The following is a 20,209-nucleotide window of genomic DNA, read 5'->3' on the forward strand; positions in this document are numbered from 1 at the left end:
GGTTATTGATTGTTACAGTCAATAACCCTTTATCTATGATATAATAATATTGATTTACTTTTAAACATATAAATTATATATGTGATTAAAGAGGGGTGTTTATTTGAAGATATTTGGAAATTTATTTATTATATTTATGCTTTATATTTTACCGTTGGTATGTTTTCTAAGAACAGTGATAATAGAAAGAAATTCTAAATTAATTAAAATTGTTGTGACTATAATATATATATCACTATACTTGTTATTGCCTGAACTTTATAATAATATATTACCTTTTATTTTAATTATTTTTATATTAATTAATTGGTCTAATTCAAAGCATAAAAATGGTGATTATATTAAATATAAGTTTTCTTTAACTGAGTTTAGACTAAGTAAAGGCATGAAATATGTAGGAATGACTTATGGATTTACAATAATATGTGCTTTAGTATGGTATATGATACTTATTATCTTAAACATATCTATTCAACAACAAGAAGTTATAACTATGCTAAGTAATTATGATTTGGTTTCTTTTATAATTACTATTCCTTTTACAGTTATTTTTGCACCAGTAGTTGAAGAGTTTGTTTTTAGGTACTTATTTTATGGCAAATTCTTAAGAAAGAGGCTTAATAGTAAGTTTGGATTTATTCTATCTGCATCTATTGTAAGTATACTATTTGCATCAGTACATTTTAGCATTAGTGTTTTTGCTTCGTTATTTGTAATAAGTTTTTTAAATTGTTATTTAATTGAAAAGGAAGGGTTTTGGTATTCAGTATTTACCCACTTATTTGTTAATAGTGTTTCTACTATCGTCTTGCTTTTAGGCAAGATAATTTTATAGTAATAACATAATAAAAAGTCATCTCATAATTTTCTTTATTGAAAATTATGAGATGACTTTTTTATCACCGATTTTATGGAAAAACATATATTGTAGTAAAGAGACTTAGGAAAAAAACACCGAAAATACTATAGGATTAAATATATAAATAACTTTAGAAATATAATTATCAGTGTCAAAACTTAAGCAAAATCATATAGTGTATTATACAAATGATGATATAAGAATATAAGTTTAAAAGGAGGATGAAAAATATGAGTGACTTTTCAAATCTACATCAAATGTTTGGAGAAGCATGTACAGATGGGAATTTCTCCCGTAACTTTGGATTTGGAGGTGGAAGAATAATAATTTGGATAATAATAATACTAATTTTCTGTAGAGGTGGATTCGGAGGAAACTGTGGACGCGGTGGATTCGGAGGAAACTGTGGATGCGGTGGATTCGGAGGAAACTGTGGATTCGGTGGATTCGGTGGATTCGGAGGAAATAATTGTTGTTGCAATCCTTGCTGTTGTGATCCTTGTTCTTGCTGCTGCGACCCTTGTTCTTGTTGCTGCTGTGAGCCTTGCTGCTGCAAATGTAAAGAATGTTGCTGCTGCTGCGGTGGAGTTATAAAGGGCCATAAAAAACAAAAGAACTATATAGTAGAAACATGTTGTTGCAATCCATGTTGCTGCAATAATAACTTTGGTTCTGGTGGATTCGACGGAAACTGTGGATCCGGTGGATTCGGCGGATTCGGAGGAAACTTTGGATGGTGCCAAATAATTCTTATAATAGTTATTTTCCTTATAAGAAGAGAACCAATATGTTGTAAGCCATGCTAAAGAATAGATGATATAAGAAGCATATGGATAAGAAAACGATAAATAAAGATTGGAGGAATGAATAAATGTGCGGATGTTCAAATAATAGATGTAACTCACAAGCATGTACTATTATTTTAATAATAGTTATTTTTGCAAATCAAGGATTGTTAGATGGTTCATCAAAGTCTAAAAATGCATTAACATTGCTTTTCTTATGGTGGTTATGTGGATTCAATGGCGGATGTGGATGCAATAACTCAGGACAAATGATGTCAGGAAATTGTGGCGGTAGATCAATGTGTGGAAACCAATGCTCATGTGGATGCGGATGCGGATGTCAATGCAAGTGTAAATGTTGCAAATGTAAATGTAAAGAAAAAAAATGCAAATGTAAAAGAATAAAAATTTGTTGCGCATAGAATAATAAAAAATTAACAGAAGTAATATTGATTATCAAGAGATAAAATTAAATTAGTAAATTTTAACAAAAGGTATTAAGTGATTAATTTATGATAATTAAAAAATACAATTTACAAGGAGGAGAAATTTATGATGTCTGGATGTGGGAATATAGGAAATTCAGGTTTTTGCTCTTCACCATGCATAATTATACTATTAATCGTAATTCTAAAAAATCAATGCCTATTAGACACAGAGTGTAATTCAAGTGCTAGAAATGCATTAACTTTAGTATTCTTATTCTGGCTATGTTGCTCTTGTGGCTCTGGTGGCTTTGGAGGTAATAGAGGAAATTTTGGATTTGGCCATAATAACTTTAATAGTGGATGTTGCTGCAGAAAACAATGCTGCTGCAAATGTTGCTAATCTGTAAGAAATTTGAACAAAAGAAATGACTGCTTATAATAGTGGAAATAACGAAGGATGAATTGTTATGTAAACCATGGCCCAGTGTAGGGGGGTTTCTAGAAAAGTAAGAAAACTAGCAGTCCATGTTATTCATGGATTGCTTTTTTAAAATTTATAATTAGTAAAGAGGTGAGTAGATGGGAAAGCATAAGCATAGAAGAAGAGATAGAGAAGAAAACTATGTACAAGATCAAAATAATAATGGATACTTTGGAGGATATAATGGTAATAATTCAATGAATAATATGGGTATGAATGCTATGAATATGGCCGCTAACTTAGGTGCTATGGGAATGAACAATCCAACTGGGATGAATAACCAAATGGGAATGAATAATCTAATGGGAATGAATAATCCAATGGAAATGAATAATCCAATGGGTATGATGAATCAAATGGGAATGAATAATCCAATGAATAATATGGGAGGAAATAATCCACTAGCTAGTATACTAGGAGGTATGGGTGGAAATTTTAATGGCATTCTAGAGTTGCTTAGCACTTTAGGCATAGGTGGAGGAAGCAACACAGGCGATGGTGGTGATTTAATTAGTATGATATCTTCTTTATTAGGAGGAGGTAGTACACAAGCTTCTTCTAATAATATAAACAATGGTGCAGCAAATAACAATAATTCCATAGAGCAGTTTTTATCTCAAATTAAGCCAGAGGATATAGAACAATTAAAAACATTAATAGGGAATATGAATTCTAATAATACTAATAATGTTAATGAGGGGAATTTTGGAGAAGTTACAGATGTAAAAAAAAAAGATAAAGAATCAGTAGATGAAATATTAGCTAATCTTGACTTTAATGCTATATTAAATAATATGAATAATATGGAATTTTCAGGAGTAGATTTTTCAAATGTAGATTTAAATAATTTAGACATAAATGACATTATAAAAAATGATGAATTTTCAGAAGAAAATATTACTACAGTAGATGAAGCAGATATAATTGAAGAGAACATATTTAGAGATGAAAAAGGGTTAACTCAAGAAGAGTACAATAAACTTGTAAATATATTAATAAGACTTATTGATCCAAATAAAATTAAATTACTACAAAGAATTCTAGATGAATATAATAATGCAGAAAAAGACTAAAATATTTTAAAAAATGTATATATAATATAATTTGGTCAATAATAAAAATGTAATGGAAGTTAAAATCTCCATAAGCCTCTAGAAGTAATTTTAGAGGTCCCCCCCCATCCCCCTGGGACCGTTAGGTCCCATTTTTATTTTTTTGACTATTATAATTCTAATGATGGGAGTAGGAAATTATAAAAGTTGAAATAGTTTAATATATATTAACAGAGGTAATTTTAAATGGAAAATCATCATCATTATATTTATTTACCATTAAATTTATAGTTATATTACTTACTTTTTCACTATCGGATGTGCTGATTACTCTAAAGTTTAATATCCAATTTTCACAGATTATATTTCCAGTATTATCCCAAGCTAAATCTGTAAAATAGCCATCTTGAAATTTATAATAATTTGATCCGTTAGCAAGCCTAAAAATACTCTCTAAATCTGCCCCACTTATTTGAGAATAAAAATAAGTGGGAACAGACAAGTAAGGATTTGGTAAACTTTCTATTAGGCATATAAAATTATTTATAGTATCTTTCCCAGGCAAAGATGTAGTTAGACTATTATTAAATTCCTTAAGTGAGCCTTGATTATATAAATATCCCTTTAACTCAATATTATTATCTTGAAAATTACCAGATATAATTTTAGGAGTTTTATTATTAGCACTATCTATAAATCCTAATAAATTATTGGTAGAACAGAATATGTCATCATATCCATTTCCATTCCAAGAAAAAATATGTTGTACAGCTTTATTGTGAAAAGAGCTTTGAATAAGTATTTCTTTAGAATTATCTCTAGAAATATCTAAGGTAGATACTCTTACAGGCCAATATTTGCAGTATTCTCCAAGGGTCTGCAAGTTTTTATCATAATTTAAACTATAGGTTTCATTATCGTTTAAATTTACTTGAGCTAATAAATCAGAGTTAGATTTTTTTATAAGTATAGAATCTTTTTTATTATCATTATTTAAATCTTCATTAATCACAATACTTTCTTCAGATAAGTTAAATACATTTTTCCCTTTTAAGTTATATTCTACAAAAAATAGTTTTAAAAAGCATAAAATAGCTAATGCTAATAAGAATATATTAAATAATTTAGTATACAAATTATTTTTCTTATACACTATAATCACCCCTTTATAAATTATATGTGTAAAGAGCGATAATAATTAATAAAAATTAGACAAATAAAAAGGAGATTAGATAATCTAATCTCCTATTTTGATTTCTTGCACGTAGGGCATAGTCCATAAAAATATACTTTATTAGAAATAATCTCATAATTCGTATTATCTTTTACACTAGAATTTAGAAAATCAAAGTTAACACCTTCTAAATCATCTACCCTAGAGCAATTTATACAATGTATATGAGGATGTGGATCAGCAAAACCATCATATCTAAAGTTGCCTTCTCCAACATTAATTTCTTGAATTAAGTTAACGTCTACTAAAACTTTTAGCGTTTTATAAACCGTTGCCAAACTCATTGTTGGATAAGCTTCTTTTAAAGCTTTATGAATAGTTTCAGCTGATGGATGTTCTTTTGTTGATTTCAAGTAATTGTATACGGCTATACGTTGAGGTGTAAGTTTTAGTTTTTTTTCTTTGAAAACTTGGGTAAAATTAATATCCATTGAATCACCTCTATAGTTATTTGTTATGGATATTATATAATAAATATTATCCATTGTCAAAGGTAAATGATGGATAATTATTATTATATAATAGAGTAATATTACATAATATATTATAGCAATAACAATAAAATATTTGTACAAATTTTAAAAAATAATTCAATTAATAAGAAGTGATTCATATATTATAGTATAAGAGAGGAGGAGAATGACTTGAAAAAAACATATGTATTAGATACTAACGTTATATTATATTCATCAGGAGCATTATTATCTTTTGGTAATAATGATGTAGTAATACCAGAGGTGGTACTAGAGGAACTAGACGATTTTAAAAAAAATAATACAGAGCTTGGATTAAATGCTAGACAGGCATCAAGAATTATAGATGGATTAAGAAAGTTAGGAAATTTAAATGAAGGAGTGCCTCTTCCTGGTGGTGGTAAATTAAGAATAGAAACTAATTGCTTAAATGCTGAGGTTCCAAAGTTTTGGGATAGTAATAAAGCTGATAATAGGATACTCCAAGTATGTAAGGCATTAAAAGATGCTGGAGAAGAAGTTATATTAATCACAAAGGATACCTTTGAAAGAATAAAAGCAGATATTGTTAATGTAAAAAGCGAAGACTTTTATGAGAAGGTAGTTCCAGCTGGGGATGAACAGTATACTGGGCGTATTGAGGTTTATATTTCACAGGAGAAGCTTTCAGAATTCTATTCAAAAAAAGTTATATCTAAAAATGACGTAGTTTGTTATCTAGAAGATAATGATGAGTATTACACTCCTATCCTTTATACAAATCAATTTTTAGTTATGCATTCATTAGAGAATAAAAAACAAAGTGCTTTAGGCAGGTTTGATGGAGAAAATATAGTACATTTGCATTATAAGGATAGTAAACCTCTTGGGTTGAGTACTAGAAATGTAGGACAGAGATTTATGTTAGAGTGTCTATTTACATCATCTAATATGGCTCCTCTAAGTATAGTAAAAGGACCAGCGGGAACAGCAAAAACATTATTTTCTTTAGCAGTGGGATTACAGAAAATAATAGAAGAAGAAACTGGAGAATATAGAAAAATATTAGTATGTAGACCTAATGTAACTATGGATGAAGAAATAGGTTTTTTACCAGGTACTGAAGAACAAAAAATATCTCCATTTATGAGACCTATTTTTGATAATTTAGAAGTACTAGTAGATTCGGATGAAAAAGAAAGATATCGTAATGAAAAAGAATTACAAGATAAGGTTAATGAGTTATTTGATAGAAGGATTATAACCACTGAAGCCATAGCATATTTAAGAGGTAGATCAATAATAAGACAGTGGGTAATTATAGACGAGGCTCAAAATCTTTCTCCAAAGCAAGTAAAGGCAATTACTACTAGGGTAGGAGTTGGAACAAAGCTTATACTTATTGGAGATCCAGATCAAATAGACCACCCATTTATGGATTCTAGGTCCAATGGGTTATGTTATGCATCTGAAAGAATGAAGGGAAGCAAATTGTGTTATCAAGTAACTTTGAAATATGATGAATGTGAAAGATCACCATTATCTTTTGAAGCTGCACAGCGTCTGTAGTTTATGAATTACAAAATTATTAGGACATAATAGCCTTTATAGTATTTAGATAATAGTAAAGAACCGATAAGTATTTTTAAATATTTGTTGGCTCTTTATTTTTATAATAAAATATGTTGTCATGGCTGAGTGCATAATTTTTCATGGAGAGTACTTGAGTTACTATTTAATGCATGAGTATAGACAAAATTGTACCTATTTAAAATGTTACATATATAAATATTTAACTATATAACTATTTAAATATTTGTTTTATCCATGAGGGTTTCAGAGGTTTTCATATTTTGATAGTGCAATTAAAGCTATATTAAAGATAAAATGAAAGTATATTTTATTAAATTAGGTAGTTTATCAAATAATAAAAGCGCTATATTGATAAAAGAATTAAAAAATATTATAAAAATATGATATACTAGGAGTATTGCAGAAGGAGTGAAAAGCATGAACGACAATTATTTATTGGGAAGAATCTTAGTGATACCAGCAATATTAGTTGCATTTACATTTAAGGGATATATACAATCTAAAATTGCTATAAAACTTGGTGATGATACCCCAAAACAGTATGGAAGAAATACTTTAAATCCTTTAAAGCACATTAGTGTATTTGGGTTTATATTTATGCTTATAATAGGTTTTGGATGGATAAAACCTGTAGAAATTAATAAATCAAATTTTAAAGACTATTATAAAGCTGATTTGAAAATAAGGCTTGGAGGCCTTATAACTACTTTGGTTATAGGATTTATAGCTACAATAACTCTAGCTTTATATGTTAAGTTTATACCAGGGAATAGTAATATTAAGTATATAATATATTTGATTATTAAACAAACGGCCATAATAAATTGTTCATGGTTTATATTAAATTTATTACCAATACCAGGATTTGATGGATTTAATATAATATTGGATATATTGAGAGGCAGATCGAAAAAATTTGAAACTTTAATGTATAGAAATAACATGTTAATATTTATTATATTAGTTCTACCTATCATAGGTGGATTTTCAATTTTAGATTTTGTTGTTGGAATACCAGGTCAGCAAATATATAATATTTTTGCAGCTATGGCTACATATTTATTTTTATAGAATTTATATAGACAAAAATAAATATATAATATAATTTAAGAAACTAATATCGAGGAGAGAAATTTATGAGACTTAGAAAAAAGTACTGGGCAAGACCAGAATTAGAAGCTAGTGATATTGTAATATATGATAAATATGGTCATTGTGGAAAATGGAGAGAAGAATTTGAAAACAATAATCCTATTCATTTAGAGTTAGGTTGTGGTATGGGAGGACATATAAGTCAACGAGCAATTAAAGATAGAAATGTAAACTATGTAGGAATAGATTTGAAAGATGAAGTCGTTGTGTATGCACTAAGGAAAGTTATGGCGACATCAGAAGAAATCGGAAGAACAAAAGATATAAATGTAAGACTTATAGTTCTTAATATAATGCTTATAGATAACGTATTTGGTAAAGATGAGATAGATAGAATATATATAAACTTTTGTAATCCTTGGCCGAAAAAAAGTCATAATAAGAGAAGACTTACATATACGAAATTCTTACAATCATATAAAACGTTTTTAAAACAAGATGGAGAGATATGGTTTAAAACGGATGACGTAGATTTATTCAATGATTCTCAAGAGTACTTCAAAGAAGCTGGTTTTTCTTTAGAGTTTGTAACTTATGATTTACATAATAGTGAATTTAAAGATAATGTAGTTACAGAGTATGAGAGTAAGTTTACAGCTATGGGAATGAAAACTATGTTCTTGGTAGCAAGACTAAAATGAAAATAAGAGACAAGATTTAGCTTTAGATTGATGTTAAATCTTGTCTCTTATTTTTATAATATATTTAATCTATAGATATTTCAAATAGAAACTAAGAAAGCTATAAGTATATTAAATAAATTTTGACTATAAATAGTGTCTTTGCTATATTTATGTAGGAATATAAAATAGTAAAACTATATGGGGGAATTAATATGAGAAAAAAGGCATTATTATTAGCTATGAGCTTAATGTTAACTACTAATATTTCCTTGGTTGGTTGTGGTAAAAAAGAAGAAGTGAAATCAGAAACAAATTCTTCAAAAGGAGCTCAAGTTGAAGAAAAGGTCAGTTTTAAAGGTAAGTACATAGTAGACGTTTCATATGTAAAAGAAAGTTTAGAAAAAGAAAATCTACTTCTCATTGATGCTAGAGGTGAAGAAACTGCAAAAAAAGGAACTATTCAAGGAGCAATGGCTATGGCATGGCAGTCTATTGCTAAAGTTGAAGATAGCAAAGCTGGAGATGAGATGTGGGGTACTATTCTAGAACCAGAAGAGTTAAGTAAAAAGCTAAGTAACTTTGGTATTGATAAAGATAAAGAGATTATTATTTTTGCAGCTGCTAAAAATGGATGGGGCGATGACGGAAGAATTTTATGGGAGCTTGTAGCAGCAGGCTATGATAATGTTAAAATGGTTGATGGTGGATACGATGCTATGGTATCAGCAGGGTTACCAGTAGTAAAGGAGATTGCTACACCGGAGCTAGCAGATGTAAAAATTGAGGCTGTTGATGATACTCATTTAATTAACACTGATGCTTTAAAAAAAGAATATGAAAATGTAAAGGTAGTAGATGTTCGTGCTGATGAAGAGTATGAAGGAAAGACATTATATGGAGAGGCAAAAGGTGGACATTTACCAGGGGCAATACACATTAAATACACAGATTTATTTAATGAAGAAGGAAATTTAAAGTCAAATGATGATTTAACAAAAATATTTGAAACATCAGGATTATCAAAAAGTGATAAGATAGTAACCTATTGCACAGCAGGTATTCGTTCTGCATATATGCAGTTAATTCTTGAAATGTGTGGATTTGAAAATTCTCTAAATTATGATGAATCATACTATAGATGGTGTGCGGTAGAGGAAGTTGAAAAATAATATCATAAAGTTAATATTATAAAATAAAGTATTCTTTGATATCAAAGAATACTTTATTACAATAGAAAAACATTATATCTAATACAAGAAATAATACAAATTACTGAATAGCTTGGATATTATATATGATACAAAAAAGATAATAAGTAAATATGATTTTCTATGGATAAATATACATAGTTAAAGTAAGGAGTATGTTATGGAAAAGAAATTGACACACAAAAAAAGAAATTTAGGAAAAATCTTAATATTAATTATTATAGTATCACTAAGTTTAGCATATTTTTTCATACCAACTTTCAATTCTAAAGTAAATGGCATATTTATGTTATTCAGCTCCATGAGTATAGAGTCTATAGCTGGATATATAAGATCCTTCGGAATATATGCAGTATTAGTTTCATTTTTACTAATGGTGTTTCAATCAGTGGCAGCACCTTTGCCAGCATTTCTAATAACCTTTGCAAATGCTGCTATTTTTGGATGGTGGCAAGGGGCAATGTTATCATGGATTAGTTCTATGGTTGGAGCGGCTTTATGCTTTTATATTGGAAGAATTCTTGGACGAGATGCCGTTGAAAAACTTACTAGTAAATATGCCATGGCAAGTGTGGAGGGGTTCTTTGAAAAGTATGGCAAGCATACAATTTTAGTATGTAGATTATTACCTTTTATATCTTTTGACTTTATATCCTATGCAGCAGGACTAACATCTATGGGATTTTTAGCATTTATAGTGGCTACAGGAATTGGGCAATTACCAGCAACTGTTGTTTATTCCTATGTAGGTGGTATGTTAACTGGTGGAGCTCAAATGATTGTAACAGCACTATTAATACTTTTTGCAATAACTGTATTAGTATTTATGTTTAAACAGATATATAAAGAGAGACAAAAGAAAGGTAAAAAATAAAATGCAGAGTTAAAATTCACTCTGCATTTTATAATAAAAATTATTTTTCTAATAATTCATCATATGGCCAACCTTTTTGGCCTTTTTCTAATATAAACATTCTCTTTGCATCTACACCTTTAGTTGTTAAGTAATCAATAGTGTTTTTAGCACCACCGCCACCACCTGGGCAAACAACTATTATTGGTTTATCTGTTTTATTAATTTCATCTAAGGTAACATCTATTTTAGATCTTAAATCATCAGTATCTGCTGGATAAGCATAAGTTGGAACAGTACCAACAATATGATGTGAATCGTAATCTTCTTTTGGCTGTATATCTATTAAATAAATATCATCTTTATTTTCAATAGCAGTTTTTAATTGTTCAGTTGTATAATATTGATATTGTTTTTCTTCGCCTTCTTTTGAAGTATCCTTTGATTTACTACATCCCATAAGCATAGTTGAGATAATTAAGCAAAGAGCAAGTAGAAGAGTAAGTTTCTTTTTCATTTTATATCCCTCCGTAAGTAAATTAATATATTTATTATATTGGTTTCTATTACCAAAGTTATTATATATAAAGGATACATTAAAATCAAATAGAGAAATTAAATTGAAAGTAATAGGTGTATTAGAGATAGCTATACTTATTGACAATAATTATTATTAAAGCTATACTTTTTTTGTTGAAATAAAAGGATATGAAATAGGGGTCAATAGTACCTCTTATTTTTATGCATAGAAAGGTAGTGTTATAAGAGGATGGTTAAGGGGGAAATAAGCATAAAAACTCATCAACTTCTTAGTTTTAGTTCACTATTTATTGAGCTTTCACCAGGAGAAAATGTATTTTGGCCAGGGTGTGCTATTTTATCTATGGGAGAAGAAATAGTGATGAAAACCTATGAACTTTTAAAAACACAGCTACCTGATTTAAAATTAAGTACTATGTGCTGTGGAAAACCATCACTTCATATAGATGGGGGAAAACCTTATGAGAAAAGAAAACAGTTTTTAAATAAGGCTTTTGAGAAAAATGGAGTAAAGAAAATTTATAGTTTATGTCCTAATTGCCAAAATACTTTGGTTGAAAATAGCAATTGTGAAATAATATCAGCATGGACAGTTTTAGATGAGGTAATCCCAGGAAATAAACATAATATATATATAGGAAGAAAATTATCTTTACATGATCCTTGTCCAATAAGAGGTCATTTAGAGAATACTGTTGCTGCAAGAAATATATTAAATAAATTAGGAGTAGATATATTAGAGTTTCCTAATAATAGGGATGAAACAATTTGTTGTGGGAAAAAAGATATGATTATGACTTTAGATCCAGAAAAGGGTCAAAAGCTATTTAAAATTCGTGCAAAACAGGCACCATCTAAAGAAATAGTGACATACTGTGGTTCTTGTGTAGATACTTTTAGAGAAAATAGTTTTGAAGCATATCATATATTAGAATTATTATGGGAAACAAAGGCTAATGGATCTTGGAAGAATAGGTATAATTCTGTAAGGAAGAGTAAGAGGAAAGATAGATAATGTTAGATACAAGGGGAAGAAAATATTTTGATAGAATATTTGATAAAATCGGAAGAAGTTTTCTTAAAATCGGTTTCATGCCAACACATATAACTATTATTGCTGCTATTGTTGGAATTGTAGGAGCTGTTTCATTTTCCTTTGGTAAGTTTATTTTATCAATAATTTTATTATGGATTTCTGGATTTTTAGATGCTGTAGATGGTTCTATGGCAAGACAAAGCGGTAAGGTTTCAGAGGTAGGTACATTATTAGATATATGGCTTGATAGATTAGTTGAAATTTCATATATAATATCCTTTGCTATAGTATGTAATGAGGCAACCTTTACCTTAATGATATTAGCTTGCACTATAATTTTATCTATGACGGTATTTTTGACTAGTGGAATGCTCTTAGAAAATACAGGTATTAAAAGTTTTCATTATCAAGCTGGATTAATGGAAAGAACTGAAGGGTTTATAATATTTACCTTTATGATAATCTTTTATTCTTATATGAAAATATTAGCATTTATTTATGCCGTGTTAATTTTATATACAGCGGTACAAAGACTATATATGGCAATTAAAATATTAGGAGGTAACAATGAAAATTAAGAAATTAAAATCAATACTTTTGGTGATTTTTTCTGTAATACTTGTTTTTGGACTTGTAGCCTGTGGTAAGAAAACTGATGAAGCTGAAGTGGTAAACTTATATGGTTGGGGTGGAGATGAAAGAGTTAACACTTGGGTTGATAAGGAATTAGCGGCTTATGTAAAAGAAAATTACAATATTACTTTAAATCGTATTCCTATGAATATTGATGAAATTTTACTAAAACTTACTAATGAAAAAAGTTCTACAGAAAAAGGTTCTATTGATATTGTTTGGATAAATGGTGAAAATTTTTATTATGCTAAGGAAAATGAACTCTTATATGGACCTTTTTTAGATAAGTTAGATAATGTAAAAAAATATGTAGATTTAGATGGTGATGCTGCAAATAAGGATTTTGGATATTATACAGAAGGATATGAAGCACCTTGGGGAACTGCCCAATTTGTATTGAATTGTGATAGTGATAAGATAGACATGCCACCAACTAATGCAGAAAAGTTGAAAGAGTATGTAACAAAGAATCCAGGGAGATTTACATATCCTCAGGCTAGCGATTTTACTGGATCAGCCTTTGTTAGAACAGTACTTTATGATATTATTGGTTATGATAAACTGAAAGATTTACCAGCAGATTATGATGCAGTTAAAGAAGCTATGGCACCTGCATTAGAATACCTTAAAGAGATTGAGCCTTATCTATGGAAAAAAGGGGAGGTTTACCCTACAGATTCTGCTCAACTAGATGGCTTATATCAAGATGGTGAAGTTGATATTGCTATGGATTACAATGCTAATAAAGCTTTAAGTAAAGTAATGGATAAAAGTTGGCCTGCGTCTACTAAATCCTTTGTATGGGATAAGGGAACTCCATTTAATACACATTATTTAGCTATAGCAGCTAATGCATCTAATGTAGATGGAGCATTAAAGGTAATTAATGCTGCCTTATCAGCTGAAATGCAGATATCTAAAGCAGACTTAAGGGGATGGGCGGATCTACCATCTATTGAATATAATAAGTTAAGTGAGAAACAACAGAAGGAACTTGATGAGAAGCTTACTCCAGATAAAGAGTATGAGCATACAATTCTAAGCTATGAAGAACTTTCAAAGCATCAACAAGCAGAATTAAGATCAGACTTAGTAGTAATTATAGAAAAGGTATGGGAGGACGTGATTCTTTTTGATAAATAATAAGCAGAGACGAAAGGTTATAGGTGGATTAATGATTATTCCATCTTTATCTGTGATAGTTGTAATTACTATGTTTGTTATTATCAATACCTTTATGGAAAGCTTAGGATATATTCCTGAGCTTTCCTTTAATAATTTTACATTTAAATATTATAAAGAGTTATTTTCAGACCCTGTTTTTTTAAATAGTTTATATTATAGTTTTAAAATATCCTTAGTATCTTCAGTAATTGCTACAGTTTTAGGAAGTTACTTAGGGTATTACATATCAAAATCAAAGAATAAATTTATAAATGTTTTATATAGATTACCAATACTACTCTCCTATGTGGCAGCAGCAGTTCTTATATATACAACTTATAGTGATAAGGGGTTACTATTTCACATAATATCATTATTAGGATTTTCTCATATAAATATAAATTTAATTTTTAATTCTAAGGGAATAGCAGTAATACTTTTAAATATTTTTAAAGGTATGCCTTTCATAGCATTTAGTGTTGCTCCTATTTTTATGAAAGTAAATAAAAATTATAGCTTTATAGCACAGAACTTAGGATGTACAAGATTTCAGTATATAATAAAAATTCTTTTACCTTTAGCTAAGAGAGCTATATTTACTTCATTTTTAGTAATATTCAATTTTAATATGTTTACCTATGAAGGTTTTTACTATCTGGGACCATCAAACCCAATTTCTATAGGGGTTTATGCTTATAAAACCTACCTAAATGCAGATTTATCTAATAGAATATATGGAATGGCTATAAATATGATAATGATTATAATATCTTTAATATTATGTGTGCTTTATTATAAAATGATAAAGGATAAGGGTCAAGAGGAGGTGAGATAGTGAGAAGGTGGATTAAAAGTGCATTGATATTTTCTATACTTATATTTTTAGTACTTCCTATAATATCTATGATGGTTTGGGCCTTTTTTAAAAATTGGAGAGCAACGGATATTTTACCTAATACTTTTACACTAGATGGTTTTAAATACTTTTTTACATCAGGAGATTTGTATATTGGAATAAAGTCTATTATCTTTTCTATAGAGGTAGCATTAATTTCTTTAATTTTGAGTATAATGGCTGCAAGATTTTTTATAACTACCCACATAAAGTATAAAGGTACACTAGAAAGCATTTTTTATTTGCCTATGCTATTACCAGTAATAAGTATATGTTTAGGAAGTCATAAATTATTTCTAAATTATTTTTCTTCTTGTAGTATTGCTGTTTTAGTATTACATATTTATTTTTCTTTACCCTATGCATTTAAATTAATATATTCCTATTATACTGTTTGGGGTATTGAAGATGAGCTTACAGCTCGAGGTCTAGGTGCATCTTTCTGGAAAGCTTTTAAATATGTGAATATACCACTATATGCTCAAGGCTATGCATCAAGTTTTTTCATGGCATTTATTATATCCTATTCCCAGTATTTTGTAAATATGTTTATTGGAGATAATAGCCATGTTAATTTTTCTATGATTATGACTCCGTATATAGGAAATTCTAACAGAAATATAGCTTCGGTATATACATTAATGTATATACTCTATGGAGTAATAGTAATGATAATGACTTCATTTATAGCAAAGAAGTACAGTAATGATAAATATAGGGAGATGGGTTAGGATATGAGTAAGCTAGAGCTTAAAAACATATATTTTTCTATTGGTAATAAGGAAATTCTGAAAAATATTAATTTAACTATTGAAGATGGAGAGTTTTTCTCTATATTAGGTCCTAGTGGAGCAGGGAAGACTACAATTTTTAAGACTATTACAGGAGCTATATTACCTAATAAGGGAGAGCTTATAGTAGATGGTGAGATTATTAACTATTTACCTATGGAAAAAAGAAATGTAGTAATGGTACATCAAGGAAATCAACTTTTCCCACATATGACTGTAAGAGAAAATGTAGAGTTTGGATTAAAAATGAGGAAGTTTCCAAGGAAATATATTGAGGATAAGGTTAAATTTCTTGTTGAGTTTTTTAACATGAGTGAACATATGAAAAAATACCCCCATCAACTTTCTGGGGGACAACAACAGTTAATAGCATTAATGAGAGCTTTAGCTATAGACCCTAAGGTACTTTTGCTTGATGAGCCTTTTACAGGGTTAGATAATAATTTAAAACATTATATAAAAGATTATCTAATGAAGATACAAAAACAGTTTAGAATTACTATCATTATGATCACTCATGAAAAGGAAGATGCTTTTTCTATGAGTAGTAGCATAGCTTTTTTATTTAAAGGAAGTATAGCTTTAGTAGGTAAAACAGAAAACTTAAATAGATTAACTAATATATCTTGTATTGATGAATACTTAGGTGAAATTACTACCTTAGAGGATGGAAGGATTATTTTTTCAGATAGAATTATAAAGGTAAAAAATAAGGAATCAATTATTTAATTGATTCCTTATTTTTTATATTATTTAGTTAAATGTATGGGGAAATTCATATGAGATTTATTTTAAGAATTAGTTTTTCCTATCTTTTTTCCAAGGATTAAAGAGAAAACCGTCAATAACATTAGAAGAATAATTGATACTATAAATGCTGGGCTATGGATATTCAAAGCTTGATTTCCAATATTCAAAAATACTAAGGTGCCTGGAAGGATTCCAAGGATAGTAGCTAGCATATAGCTACTGAATTTTATTGATGTTAATCCAGCACCGTAATTAATTAAATTATACGGCATTGCTGGTATTAATCTTAGAATAAATATAATTCCAAAGCCTTTTTTTTCATCCAAATCAAATAAGAAGCTATTCCAATTTTCAGGAAGCTTTCTTTGAAGCAAATTAGTAACAGCCTCCTTTGCTAGTACTTTAGCCATTAAGAACATTATGGCACTATTTAAAACTGCCCCAATTAAAGTATATATGGTACCAGGAAGAAATCCAAATAGAAGTCCTGCAGCAAGGGCTAAGATAGGTACAGGGAAAAAAGCAATTGGTAGTATGGTAAAGCATAATATATAAATAAATGGTGCTAAGTAGCCAAAATCACCTATGTAATTTCTTAAAATCTCTGGAGTTAATCCTCTGAAAAATGCAAAATAGGTGATAACAAGTATTAAAAGGGTTATCGTTGAAATTATAAGCTTTTTATTTTTTTTCACAGTGTTGCCTCCTTATAGTAACTATATGTCCATAACATATAGTATATAAATTAAAAGTGTAAGTCAATATATTGAAACTGGTATAGGGAATTTCTATAAGTAAAAGGTAATGATTATTAAAATGTAGTAAGTTAACTTTAATTTTGGTATAATTTAACTAACTAGTTGATATTTAAATCATAATATGATAATATACAACAAAATAGAAAGGGGTATGAGTTATGGACTTTAAAGTATTGCCAAAAATAGAATTACATTGTCACTTAGATGGAAGTGTTAGACCTGAAACTATATTAGATATAGCTACTAAAGAAAATATAGAAATACCAACATATGATTTGGAGCAGTTGAAAGAACTATTAGAAGCTCCATTAGAATGTAAATCACTAGTGGAATATTTAGATAGATTTAACATTCCCATAAAGATAATGCAAAGTAAAGAAAGTTTAAGAAGGGTTACCTATGAACTTTTAGAAGATGCAGCTGGAGAAAATGTAAAGTATATAGAAATTAGGTATGCACCTACTTTACATACAGAAAAGGGATTAACACTAGAAGAAGTTATTGAAAGTGTATTAGTTGGAATTAATCAAGGTGAAAAAGATTTTAATATAAAAGCTAATTTGATTTTATCTTGCTTAAGACATAATGGTGCAAATAGTGCAGCTACAGTGGTGGAAGCTGGAAAAAAATTCTTAGGTGAAGGTGTAGTTGCTGTAGATCTTGCCGGAGCTGAAAATGAAGGCTTTGCTAAAGAGTTTATAGATGTAATAAATATAGCTAGGGAATATGGTTATAGAGTTACTATACATGCAGGGGAAACGGGTATAGGAATAAATGTGGTAGATGCAATCAAATTACTTCATGCAGAGAGAATAGGTCATGGAGTAGCTATAAGAGATCTTAAGGAAGCCTACGACTTAGTTAAAGAAAACAATGTAACTTTAGAAATGTGTCCAACTAGTAATATGCAGACAAAGGCTGTTAAAAGTTATGAAGAACATCCATTATTTAAATTTTATAAAGATGGTATAAGAGTTTCTTTTAATACTGATAACAGAACTGTTTCTGCTACTAATGTAACTGGTGAGTGTGAAAGTATAGGCAAGGTTGTAAATATGACCTATGAAGATTATAAAAAGATATATAATTATTCTGTAGATGCTGCATTTACTACAGAAGAAGTTAAGGGATATTTAAAAACTTTAATATAAACAGAGTCCTTTGCTTCAGAGGGAGTTTTTACTCCCTCTGAAGGTTAGAAATCGTTATCCAGGGACGTAGTAGCTCTTTACTCCCACTTTGAAGAAGATGGGAGTATTAGAGCAGGTAGTCATCGGATAAACGTGTTAGTTTTATAATTGTTATATTAAATAGCTATAATCTTAGTTTTTAAGATTATAGCTATTTATGTTTTAATTTCTAGATTTAAAAGTGGATTTAAATATAATAATTACTATTAATACAAAAACAGAGGTTAAGGCTATAGTACCTCCAGGAGCACAATTTAGTATGTAGGAAAAAACAAGTCCCAATATTATATCTATAAACCCAAAAAGAATAGACAGTAGTAGAGTTGGTTTAAAGCCTTCATCCAGTTGAAGAGCTGTAGCTACAGGTAGTGCAATCATTGATGACATTACAAGAATACCCATTATACGTATAGAGACAGATATGGTAGCACCAACTAGTAAAGAAAATATATAGTTTACTGCCTTTACATTTATACCAGAAATCTTAGCTCCTTCTTCATCAAAGGTAGTATAAAGAAGTTTATCATATAAAAAGTATATAACTACAATAGATATACAGCTAAGAATAACCATAATAATTAAGTCCGATTTAGTAACAGTTAGTATACTTCCAAATAAGTAGCTATTAACATTCCCACTAGCTTTTCCAGTGCTTATAAGGGTAATTCCTACGCCCACACTAAAGGTTAGAACTATGGAAAGAATAAGCTCTGCATATTTTTTATAATAATCTCTAAGGTATTCTATGGATAAGCCGCATATAGTTGTAAATATAAATGCACATATTATAGGGTTAAATCCCATTACTAGACCTATAGCAACACCAGCAAAGGCTGAGTGAGCCAAGGTATCACCCATCATGGAATGTCTTTTAAGCACTAAAAATACCCCTACCATAGGGCATAATATGGATATGAATATAGCTGCTAAAAAGGCATTTTTCATAAACTCATATTGAAACATTAGAAATCCTCCTTATGTACTCTTCAGATGTATATAGAGTTCCAAAGCCATTATCCATGGTAAGAATATGGGATGAATTTTGAAGGGCAGTTTCTAAGTTATGCTCTACAGATATAACGGTAACTCCATTTTTTTTATTTAAAGAGGCTATAAGCCCATAAATTTCTTTCATGCTTTTACTATCAACTCCAGTGGAAGGTTCGTCGAGAATTAATATATCTTCATTAGCTAATATAGCTCTTGCAATAAAAATCTTTTGTTTTTGACCTCCAGATAAATTCCCAATAAGAGAATTTTTATATTCAAGCATTCCAACTTTATTTAGTGCTTCAGTTATTGACTCTTTATCCTTAATTTTAAGAACATTTCTATGGGCATTAAGCATCTCCCAAACAGTTATAGGAAAAGAACTATTAAAACTTTCAACTATTTGAGGAACATATCCAATTTTTTTTGAGGTTAAATTAATAGTTCCTTTTTGAGGAGTAAGTAGATTTAAAATTAACTTTATTAGGGTGCTTTTACAACTACCATTAGCACCAATTATGGATACGTAGCTTCTTTTATCTATGTTTAGTGATAGATTGTCAATAATATAGGGTTTAGAATTATTATATGAAAAACATAGGTCTTTAATTTCGATCATTAGCGTTGCTCCTTTCTATCATTATAAGTCTAGCCATAATTTTACATAGTATAGCTTTAAGTTTCAATAAATTAATATAAAATTATATTTTATTGAATGCTTTTTCTTCAATAGGACAATATT

Annotated in this window: 23 protein-coding genes; 17 read left to right on the forward strand and 6 right to left on the reverse strand. The window is 29.0% G+C overall.

Features of this window, described 5'->3' with window-relative positions; all coding sequences use genetic code 11:
- Positions 1–103 precede the first annotated feature (103 nt).
- The 5 genes from ABDZ93_RS19745 (at position 104) to ABDZ93_RS19765 (ending at position 3,626) form a co-directional block, all read left to right on the forward strand.
- A complete protein-coding gene (locus tag ABDZ93_RS19745) occupies positions 104–835 on the forward strand; it encodes a CPBP family intramembrane glutamic endopeptidase (RefSeq protein ID WP_343828230.1) in 732 nt (243 codons plus the stop codon).
- Positions 836–1,089: 254 nt separating this feature from the next.
- A complete protein-coding gene (locus ABDZ93_RS19750) occupies positions 1,090–1,665 on the forward strand; it encodes a hypothetical protein (protein ID WP_343828231.1) in 576 nt (191 codons plus the stop codon).
- Positions 1,666–1,730: 65 nt separating this feature from the next.
- Complete coding sequence (locus ABDZ93_RS19755; protein ID WP_343828232.1) at positions 1,731–2,066, forward strand: hypothetical protein; 336 nt, start codon at positions 1,731–1,733, stop codon at positions 2,064–2,066.
- Positions 2,067–2,196: 130 nt separating this feature from the next.
- Positions 2,197–2,472, forward strand: coding sequence for a hypothetical protein (locus tag ABDZ93_RS19760; protein ID WP_343828233.1), 276 nt, complete (start codon positions 2,197–2,199; stop codon positions 2,470–2,472).
- 179 nt (positions 2,473–2,651) lie between these two features.
- A complete protein-coding gene (locus ABDZ93_RS19765; protein ID WP_343828234.1) occupies positions 2,652–3,626 on the forward strand; it encodes a hypothetical protein in 975 nt (324 codons plus the stop codon).
- A 196-nt stretch (positions 3,627–3,822) separates the two neighbouring features.
- Here ABDZ93_RS19765 and ABDZ93_RS19770 read toward each other — a convergent pair whose 3' ends face one another.
- A complete protein-coding gene (locus ABDZ93_RS19770) occupies positions 3,823–4,758 on the reverse strand; it encodes a hypothetical protein (RefSeq protein WP_343828235.1) in 936 nt (311 codons plus the stop codon).
- Between the two features lie 92 nt (positions 4,759–4,850).
- Positions 4,851–5,270: a transcriptional regulator PerR gene (perR, locus tag ABDZ93_RS19775; protein ID WP_343828236.1), complete on the reverse strand. Its 420-nt coding sequence runs from the start codon at positions 5,268–5,270 to the stop codon at positions 4,851–4,853.
- Between the two features lie 213 nt (positions 5,271–5,483).
- Between perR and ABDZ93_RS19780 the strand changes: the two genes are divergently transcribed.
- The 5 genes from ABDZ93_RS19780 to ABDZ93_RS19800 all read left to right on the forward strand — a co-directional run bounded on the left by ABDZ93_RS19780 (position 5,484) and on the right by ABDZ93_RS19800 (position 10,741).
- The gene (locus ABDZ93_RS19780; RefSeq protein ID WP_343828237.1) at positions 5,484–6,860 is read left to right on the forward strand and encodes a PhoH family protein; all 1,377 of its coding nucleotides are present in this window, start codon (positions 5,484–5,486) and stop codon (positions 6,858–6,860) included.
- Between the two features lie 441 nt (positions 6,861–7,301).
- Complete coding sequence (locus ABDZ93_RS19785) at positions 7,302–7,955, forward strand: site-2 protease family protein (protein ID WP_343828238.1); 654 nt, start codon at positions 7,302–7,304, stop codon at positions 7,953–7,955.
- A 65-nt stretch (positions 7,956–8,020) separates the two neighbouring features.
- Complete coding sequence (trmB, locus tag ABDZ93_RS19790; protein ID WP_343828239.1) at positions 8,021–8,677, forward strand: tRNA (guanosine(46)-N7)-methyltransferase TrmB; 657 nt, start codon at positions 8,021–8,023, stop codon at positions 8,675–8,677.
- 194 nt (positions 8,678–8,871) lie between these two features.
- The gene (locus ABDZ93_RS19795; protein WP_343828240.1) at positions 8,872–9,828 is read left to right on the forward strand and encodes a sulfurtransferase; all 957 of its coding nucleotides are present in this window, start codon (positions 8,872–8,874) and stop codon (positions 9,826–9,828) included.
- A 199-nt stretch (positions 9,829–10,027) separates the two neighbouring features.
- Positions 10,028–10,741, forward strand: a complete 714-nt coding sequence (locus tag ABDZ93_RS19800; RefSeq protein WP_343828241.1) for a TVP38/TMEM64 family protein — start codon at positions 10,028–10,030, stop codon at positions 10,739–10,741.
- Positions 10,742–10,781: 40 nt separating this feature from the next.
- On the opposite strand, the gene ABDZ93_RS19805 is transcribed toward ABDZ93_RS19800, so the two are convergent.
- On the reverse strand, positions 10,782–11,237 hold the full coding sequence (locus ABDZ93_RS19805; RefSeq protein WP_343828242.1) for a rhodanese-like domain-containing protein: 456 nt from the start codon (positions 11,235–11,237) through the stop codon (positions 10,782–10,784).
- A 252-nt stretch (positions 11,238–11,489) separates the two neighbouring features.
- On the opposite strand from ABDZ93_RS19805, the gene ABDZ93_RS19810 reads away from it, so the two are divergent.
- The 6 genes from ABDZ93_RS19810 to ABDZ93_RS19835 are packed head-to-tail and all read left to right on the forward strand — an operon-like array spanning position 11,490 to position 16,508.
- Entirely contained in the window at positions 11,490–12,275 is a 786-nt protein-coding gene (locus ABDZ93_RS19810; protein ID WP_343828243.1) for a heterodisulfide reductase-related iron-sulfur binding cluster, read from the forward strand.
- On the forward strand, positions 12,275–12,874 hold the full coding sequence (locus tag ABDZ93_RS19815) for a CDP-alcohol phosphatidyltransferase family protein (RefSeq protein WP_343828244.1): 600 nt from the start codon (positions 12,275–12,277) through the stop codon (positions 12,872–12,874). The genes ABDZ93_RS19810 and ABDZ93_RS19815 overlap by 1 nt, the downstream gene beginning before the upstream one ends.
- A complete protein-coding gene (locus ABDZ93_RS19820) occupies positions 12,864–14,072 on the forward strand; it encodes an ABC transporter substrate-binding protein (RefSeq protein ID WP_343828246.1) in 1,209 nt (402 codons plus the stop codon). The genes ABDZ93_RS19815 and ABDZ93_RS19820 overlap by 11 nt, the downstream gene beginning before the upstream one ends.
- Complete coding sequence (locus ABDZ93_RS19825; protein ID WP_343828247.1) at positions 14,062–14,928, forward strand: ABC transporter permease; 867 nt, start codon at positions 14,062–14,064, stop codon at positions 14,926–14,928. Before ABDZ93_RS19820 ends, ABDZ93_RS19825 begins: the two co-directional genes overlap by 11 nt.
- Complete coding sequence (locus ABDZ93_RS19830; protein ID WP_343828248.1) at positions 14,928–15,719, forward strand: ABC transporter permease; 792 nt, start codon at positions 14,928–14,930, stop codon at positions 15,717–15,719. The genes ABDZ93_RS19825 and ABDZ93_RS19830 overlap by 1 nt, the downstream gene beginning before the upstream one ends.
- 3 nt (positions 15,720–15,722) lie before the next feature.
- Positions 15,723–16,508, forward strand: coding sequence for an ABC transporter ATP-binding protein (locus ABDZ93_RS19835; RefSeq protein WP_343828250.1), 786 nt, complete (start codon positions 15,723–15,725; stop codon positions 16,506–16,508).
- A 62-nt stretch (positions 16,509–16,570) separates the two neighbouring features.
- On the opposite strand, the gene ABDZ93_RS19840 is transcribed toward ABDZ93_RS19835, so the two are convergent.
- A complete protein-coding gene (locus ABDZ93_RS19840; protein WP_343828251.1) occupies positions 16,571–17,224 on the reverse strand; it encodes a TVP38/TMEM64 family protein in 654 nt (217 codons plus the stop codon).
- Between the two features lie 221 nt (positions 17,225–17,445).
- Here ABDZ93_RS19840 and add point away from each other — a divergent pair, with 221 nt between their 5' ends.
- A complete protein-coding gene (gene add / locus ABDZ93_RS19845; protein ID WP_343828252.1) occupies positions 17,446–18,438 on the forward strand; it encodes an adenosine deaminase in 993 nt (330 codons plus the stop codon).
- Positions 18,439–18,639: 201 nt separating this feature from the next.
- On the opposite strand, the gene ABDZ93_RS19850 is transcribed toward add, so the two are convergent.
- Together ABDZ93_RS19850 and ABDZ93_RS19855 are read right to left on the reverse strand one after the other, a co-directional pair.
- Positions 18,640–19,440 (reverse strand): metal ABC transporter permease, encoded by an 801-nt coding sequence (locus tag ABDZ93_RS19850; RefSeq protein ID WP_343828253.1) that lies wholly within the window; start codon positions 19,438–19,440, stop codon positions 18,640–18,642.
- Positions 19,427–20,086, reverse strand: coding sequence for a metal ABC transporter ATP-binding protein (locus ABDZ93_RS19855; protein ID WP_343828254.1), 660 nt, complete (start codon positions 20,084–20,086; stop codon positions 19,427–19,429). The genes ABDZ93_RS19850 and ABDZ93_RS19855 overlap by 14 nt, the downstream gene beginning before the upstream one ends.
- Positions 20,087–20,209 lie beyond the last annotated feature (123 nt).

The sequence above is a fragment of the Clostridium subterminale genome, assembly GCF_039521425.1.
GTDB classification, from domain to species: Bacteria; Bacillota; Clostridia; order Clostridiales; family Clostridiaceae; genus Clostridium_J; species Clostridium_J subterminale.

Excerpts from the sequence above, each read along its gene's own strand:
- ABDZ93_RS19750 (WP_343828231.1), top strand. The coding sequence starts at position 1,090 with ATGAGTGACTTTTCAAATCTACATCAAATGTTTGGAGAAGCATGTACA.
- ABDZ93_RS19755 (WP_343828232.1), top strand. The coding sequence starts at position 1,731 with ATGTGCGGATGTTCAAATAATAGATGTAACTCACAAGCATGTACTATT.
- ABDZ93_RS19760 (WP_343828233.1), top strand. The coding sequence starts at position 2,197 with ATGATGTCTGGATGTGGGAATATAGGAAATTCAGGTTTTTGCTCTTCA.
- ABDZ93_RS19765 (WP_343828234.1), top strand. The coding sequence starts at position 2,652 with ATGGGAAAGCATAAGCATAGAAGAAGAGATAGAGAAGAAAACTATGTA.
- perR (WP_343828236.1), bottom strand. The coding sequence starts at position 5,270 with ATGGATATTAATTTTACCCAAGTTTTCAAAGAAAAAAAACTAAAACTT.
- ABDZ93_RS19785 (WP_343828238.1), top strand. The coding sequence starts at position 7,302 with ATGAACGACAATTATTTATTGGGAAGAATCTTAGTGATACCAGCAATA.
- trmB (WP_343828239.1), top strand. The coding sequence starts at position 8,021 with ATGAGACTTAGAAAAAAGTACTGGGCAAGACCAGAATTAGAAGCTAGT.
- ABDZ93_RS19795 (WP_343828240.1), top strand. The coding sequence starts at position 8,872 with ATGAGAAAAAAGGCATTATTATTAGCTATGAGCTTAATGTTAACTACT.
- ABDZ93_RS19800 (WP_343828241.1), top strand. The coding sequence starts at position 10,028 with ATGGAAAAGAAATTGACACACAAAAAAAGAAATTTAGGAAAAATCTTA.
- ABDZ93_RS19805 (WP_343828242.1), bottom strand. The coding sequence starts at position 11,237 with ATGAAAAAGAAACTTACTCTTCTACTTGCTCTTTGCTTAATTATCTCA.
- ABDZ93_RS19810 (WP_343828243.1), top strand. The coding sequence starts at position 11,490 with ATGGTTAAGGGGGAAATAAGCATAAAAACTCATCAACTTCTTAGTTTT.
- ABDZ93_RS19815 (WP_343828244.1), top strand. The coding sequence starts at position 12,275 with ATGTTAGATACAAGGGGAAGAAAATATTTTGATAGAATATTTGATAAA.
- ABDZ93_RS19820 (WP_343828246.1), top strand. The coding sequence starts at position 12,864 with ATGAAAATTAAGAAATTAAAATCAATACTTTTGGTGATTTTTTCTGTA.
- ABDZ93_RS19835 (WP_343828250.1), top strand. The coding sequence starts at position 15,723 with ATGAGTAAGCTAGAGCTTAAAAACATATATTTTTCTATTGGTAATAAG.
- add (WP_343828252.1), top strand. The coding sequence starts at position 17,446 with ATGGACTTTAAAGTATTGCCAAAAATAGAATTACATTGTCACTTAGAT.
- ABDZ93_RS19850 (WP_343828253.1), bottom strand. The coding sequence starts at position 19,440 with ATGTTTCAATATGAGTTTATGAAAAATGCCTTTTTAGCAGCTATATTC.
- ABDZ93_RS19855 (WP_343828254.1), bottom strand. The coding sequence starts at position 20,086 with ATGATCGAAATTAAAGACCTATGTTTTTCATATAATAATTCTAAACCC.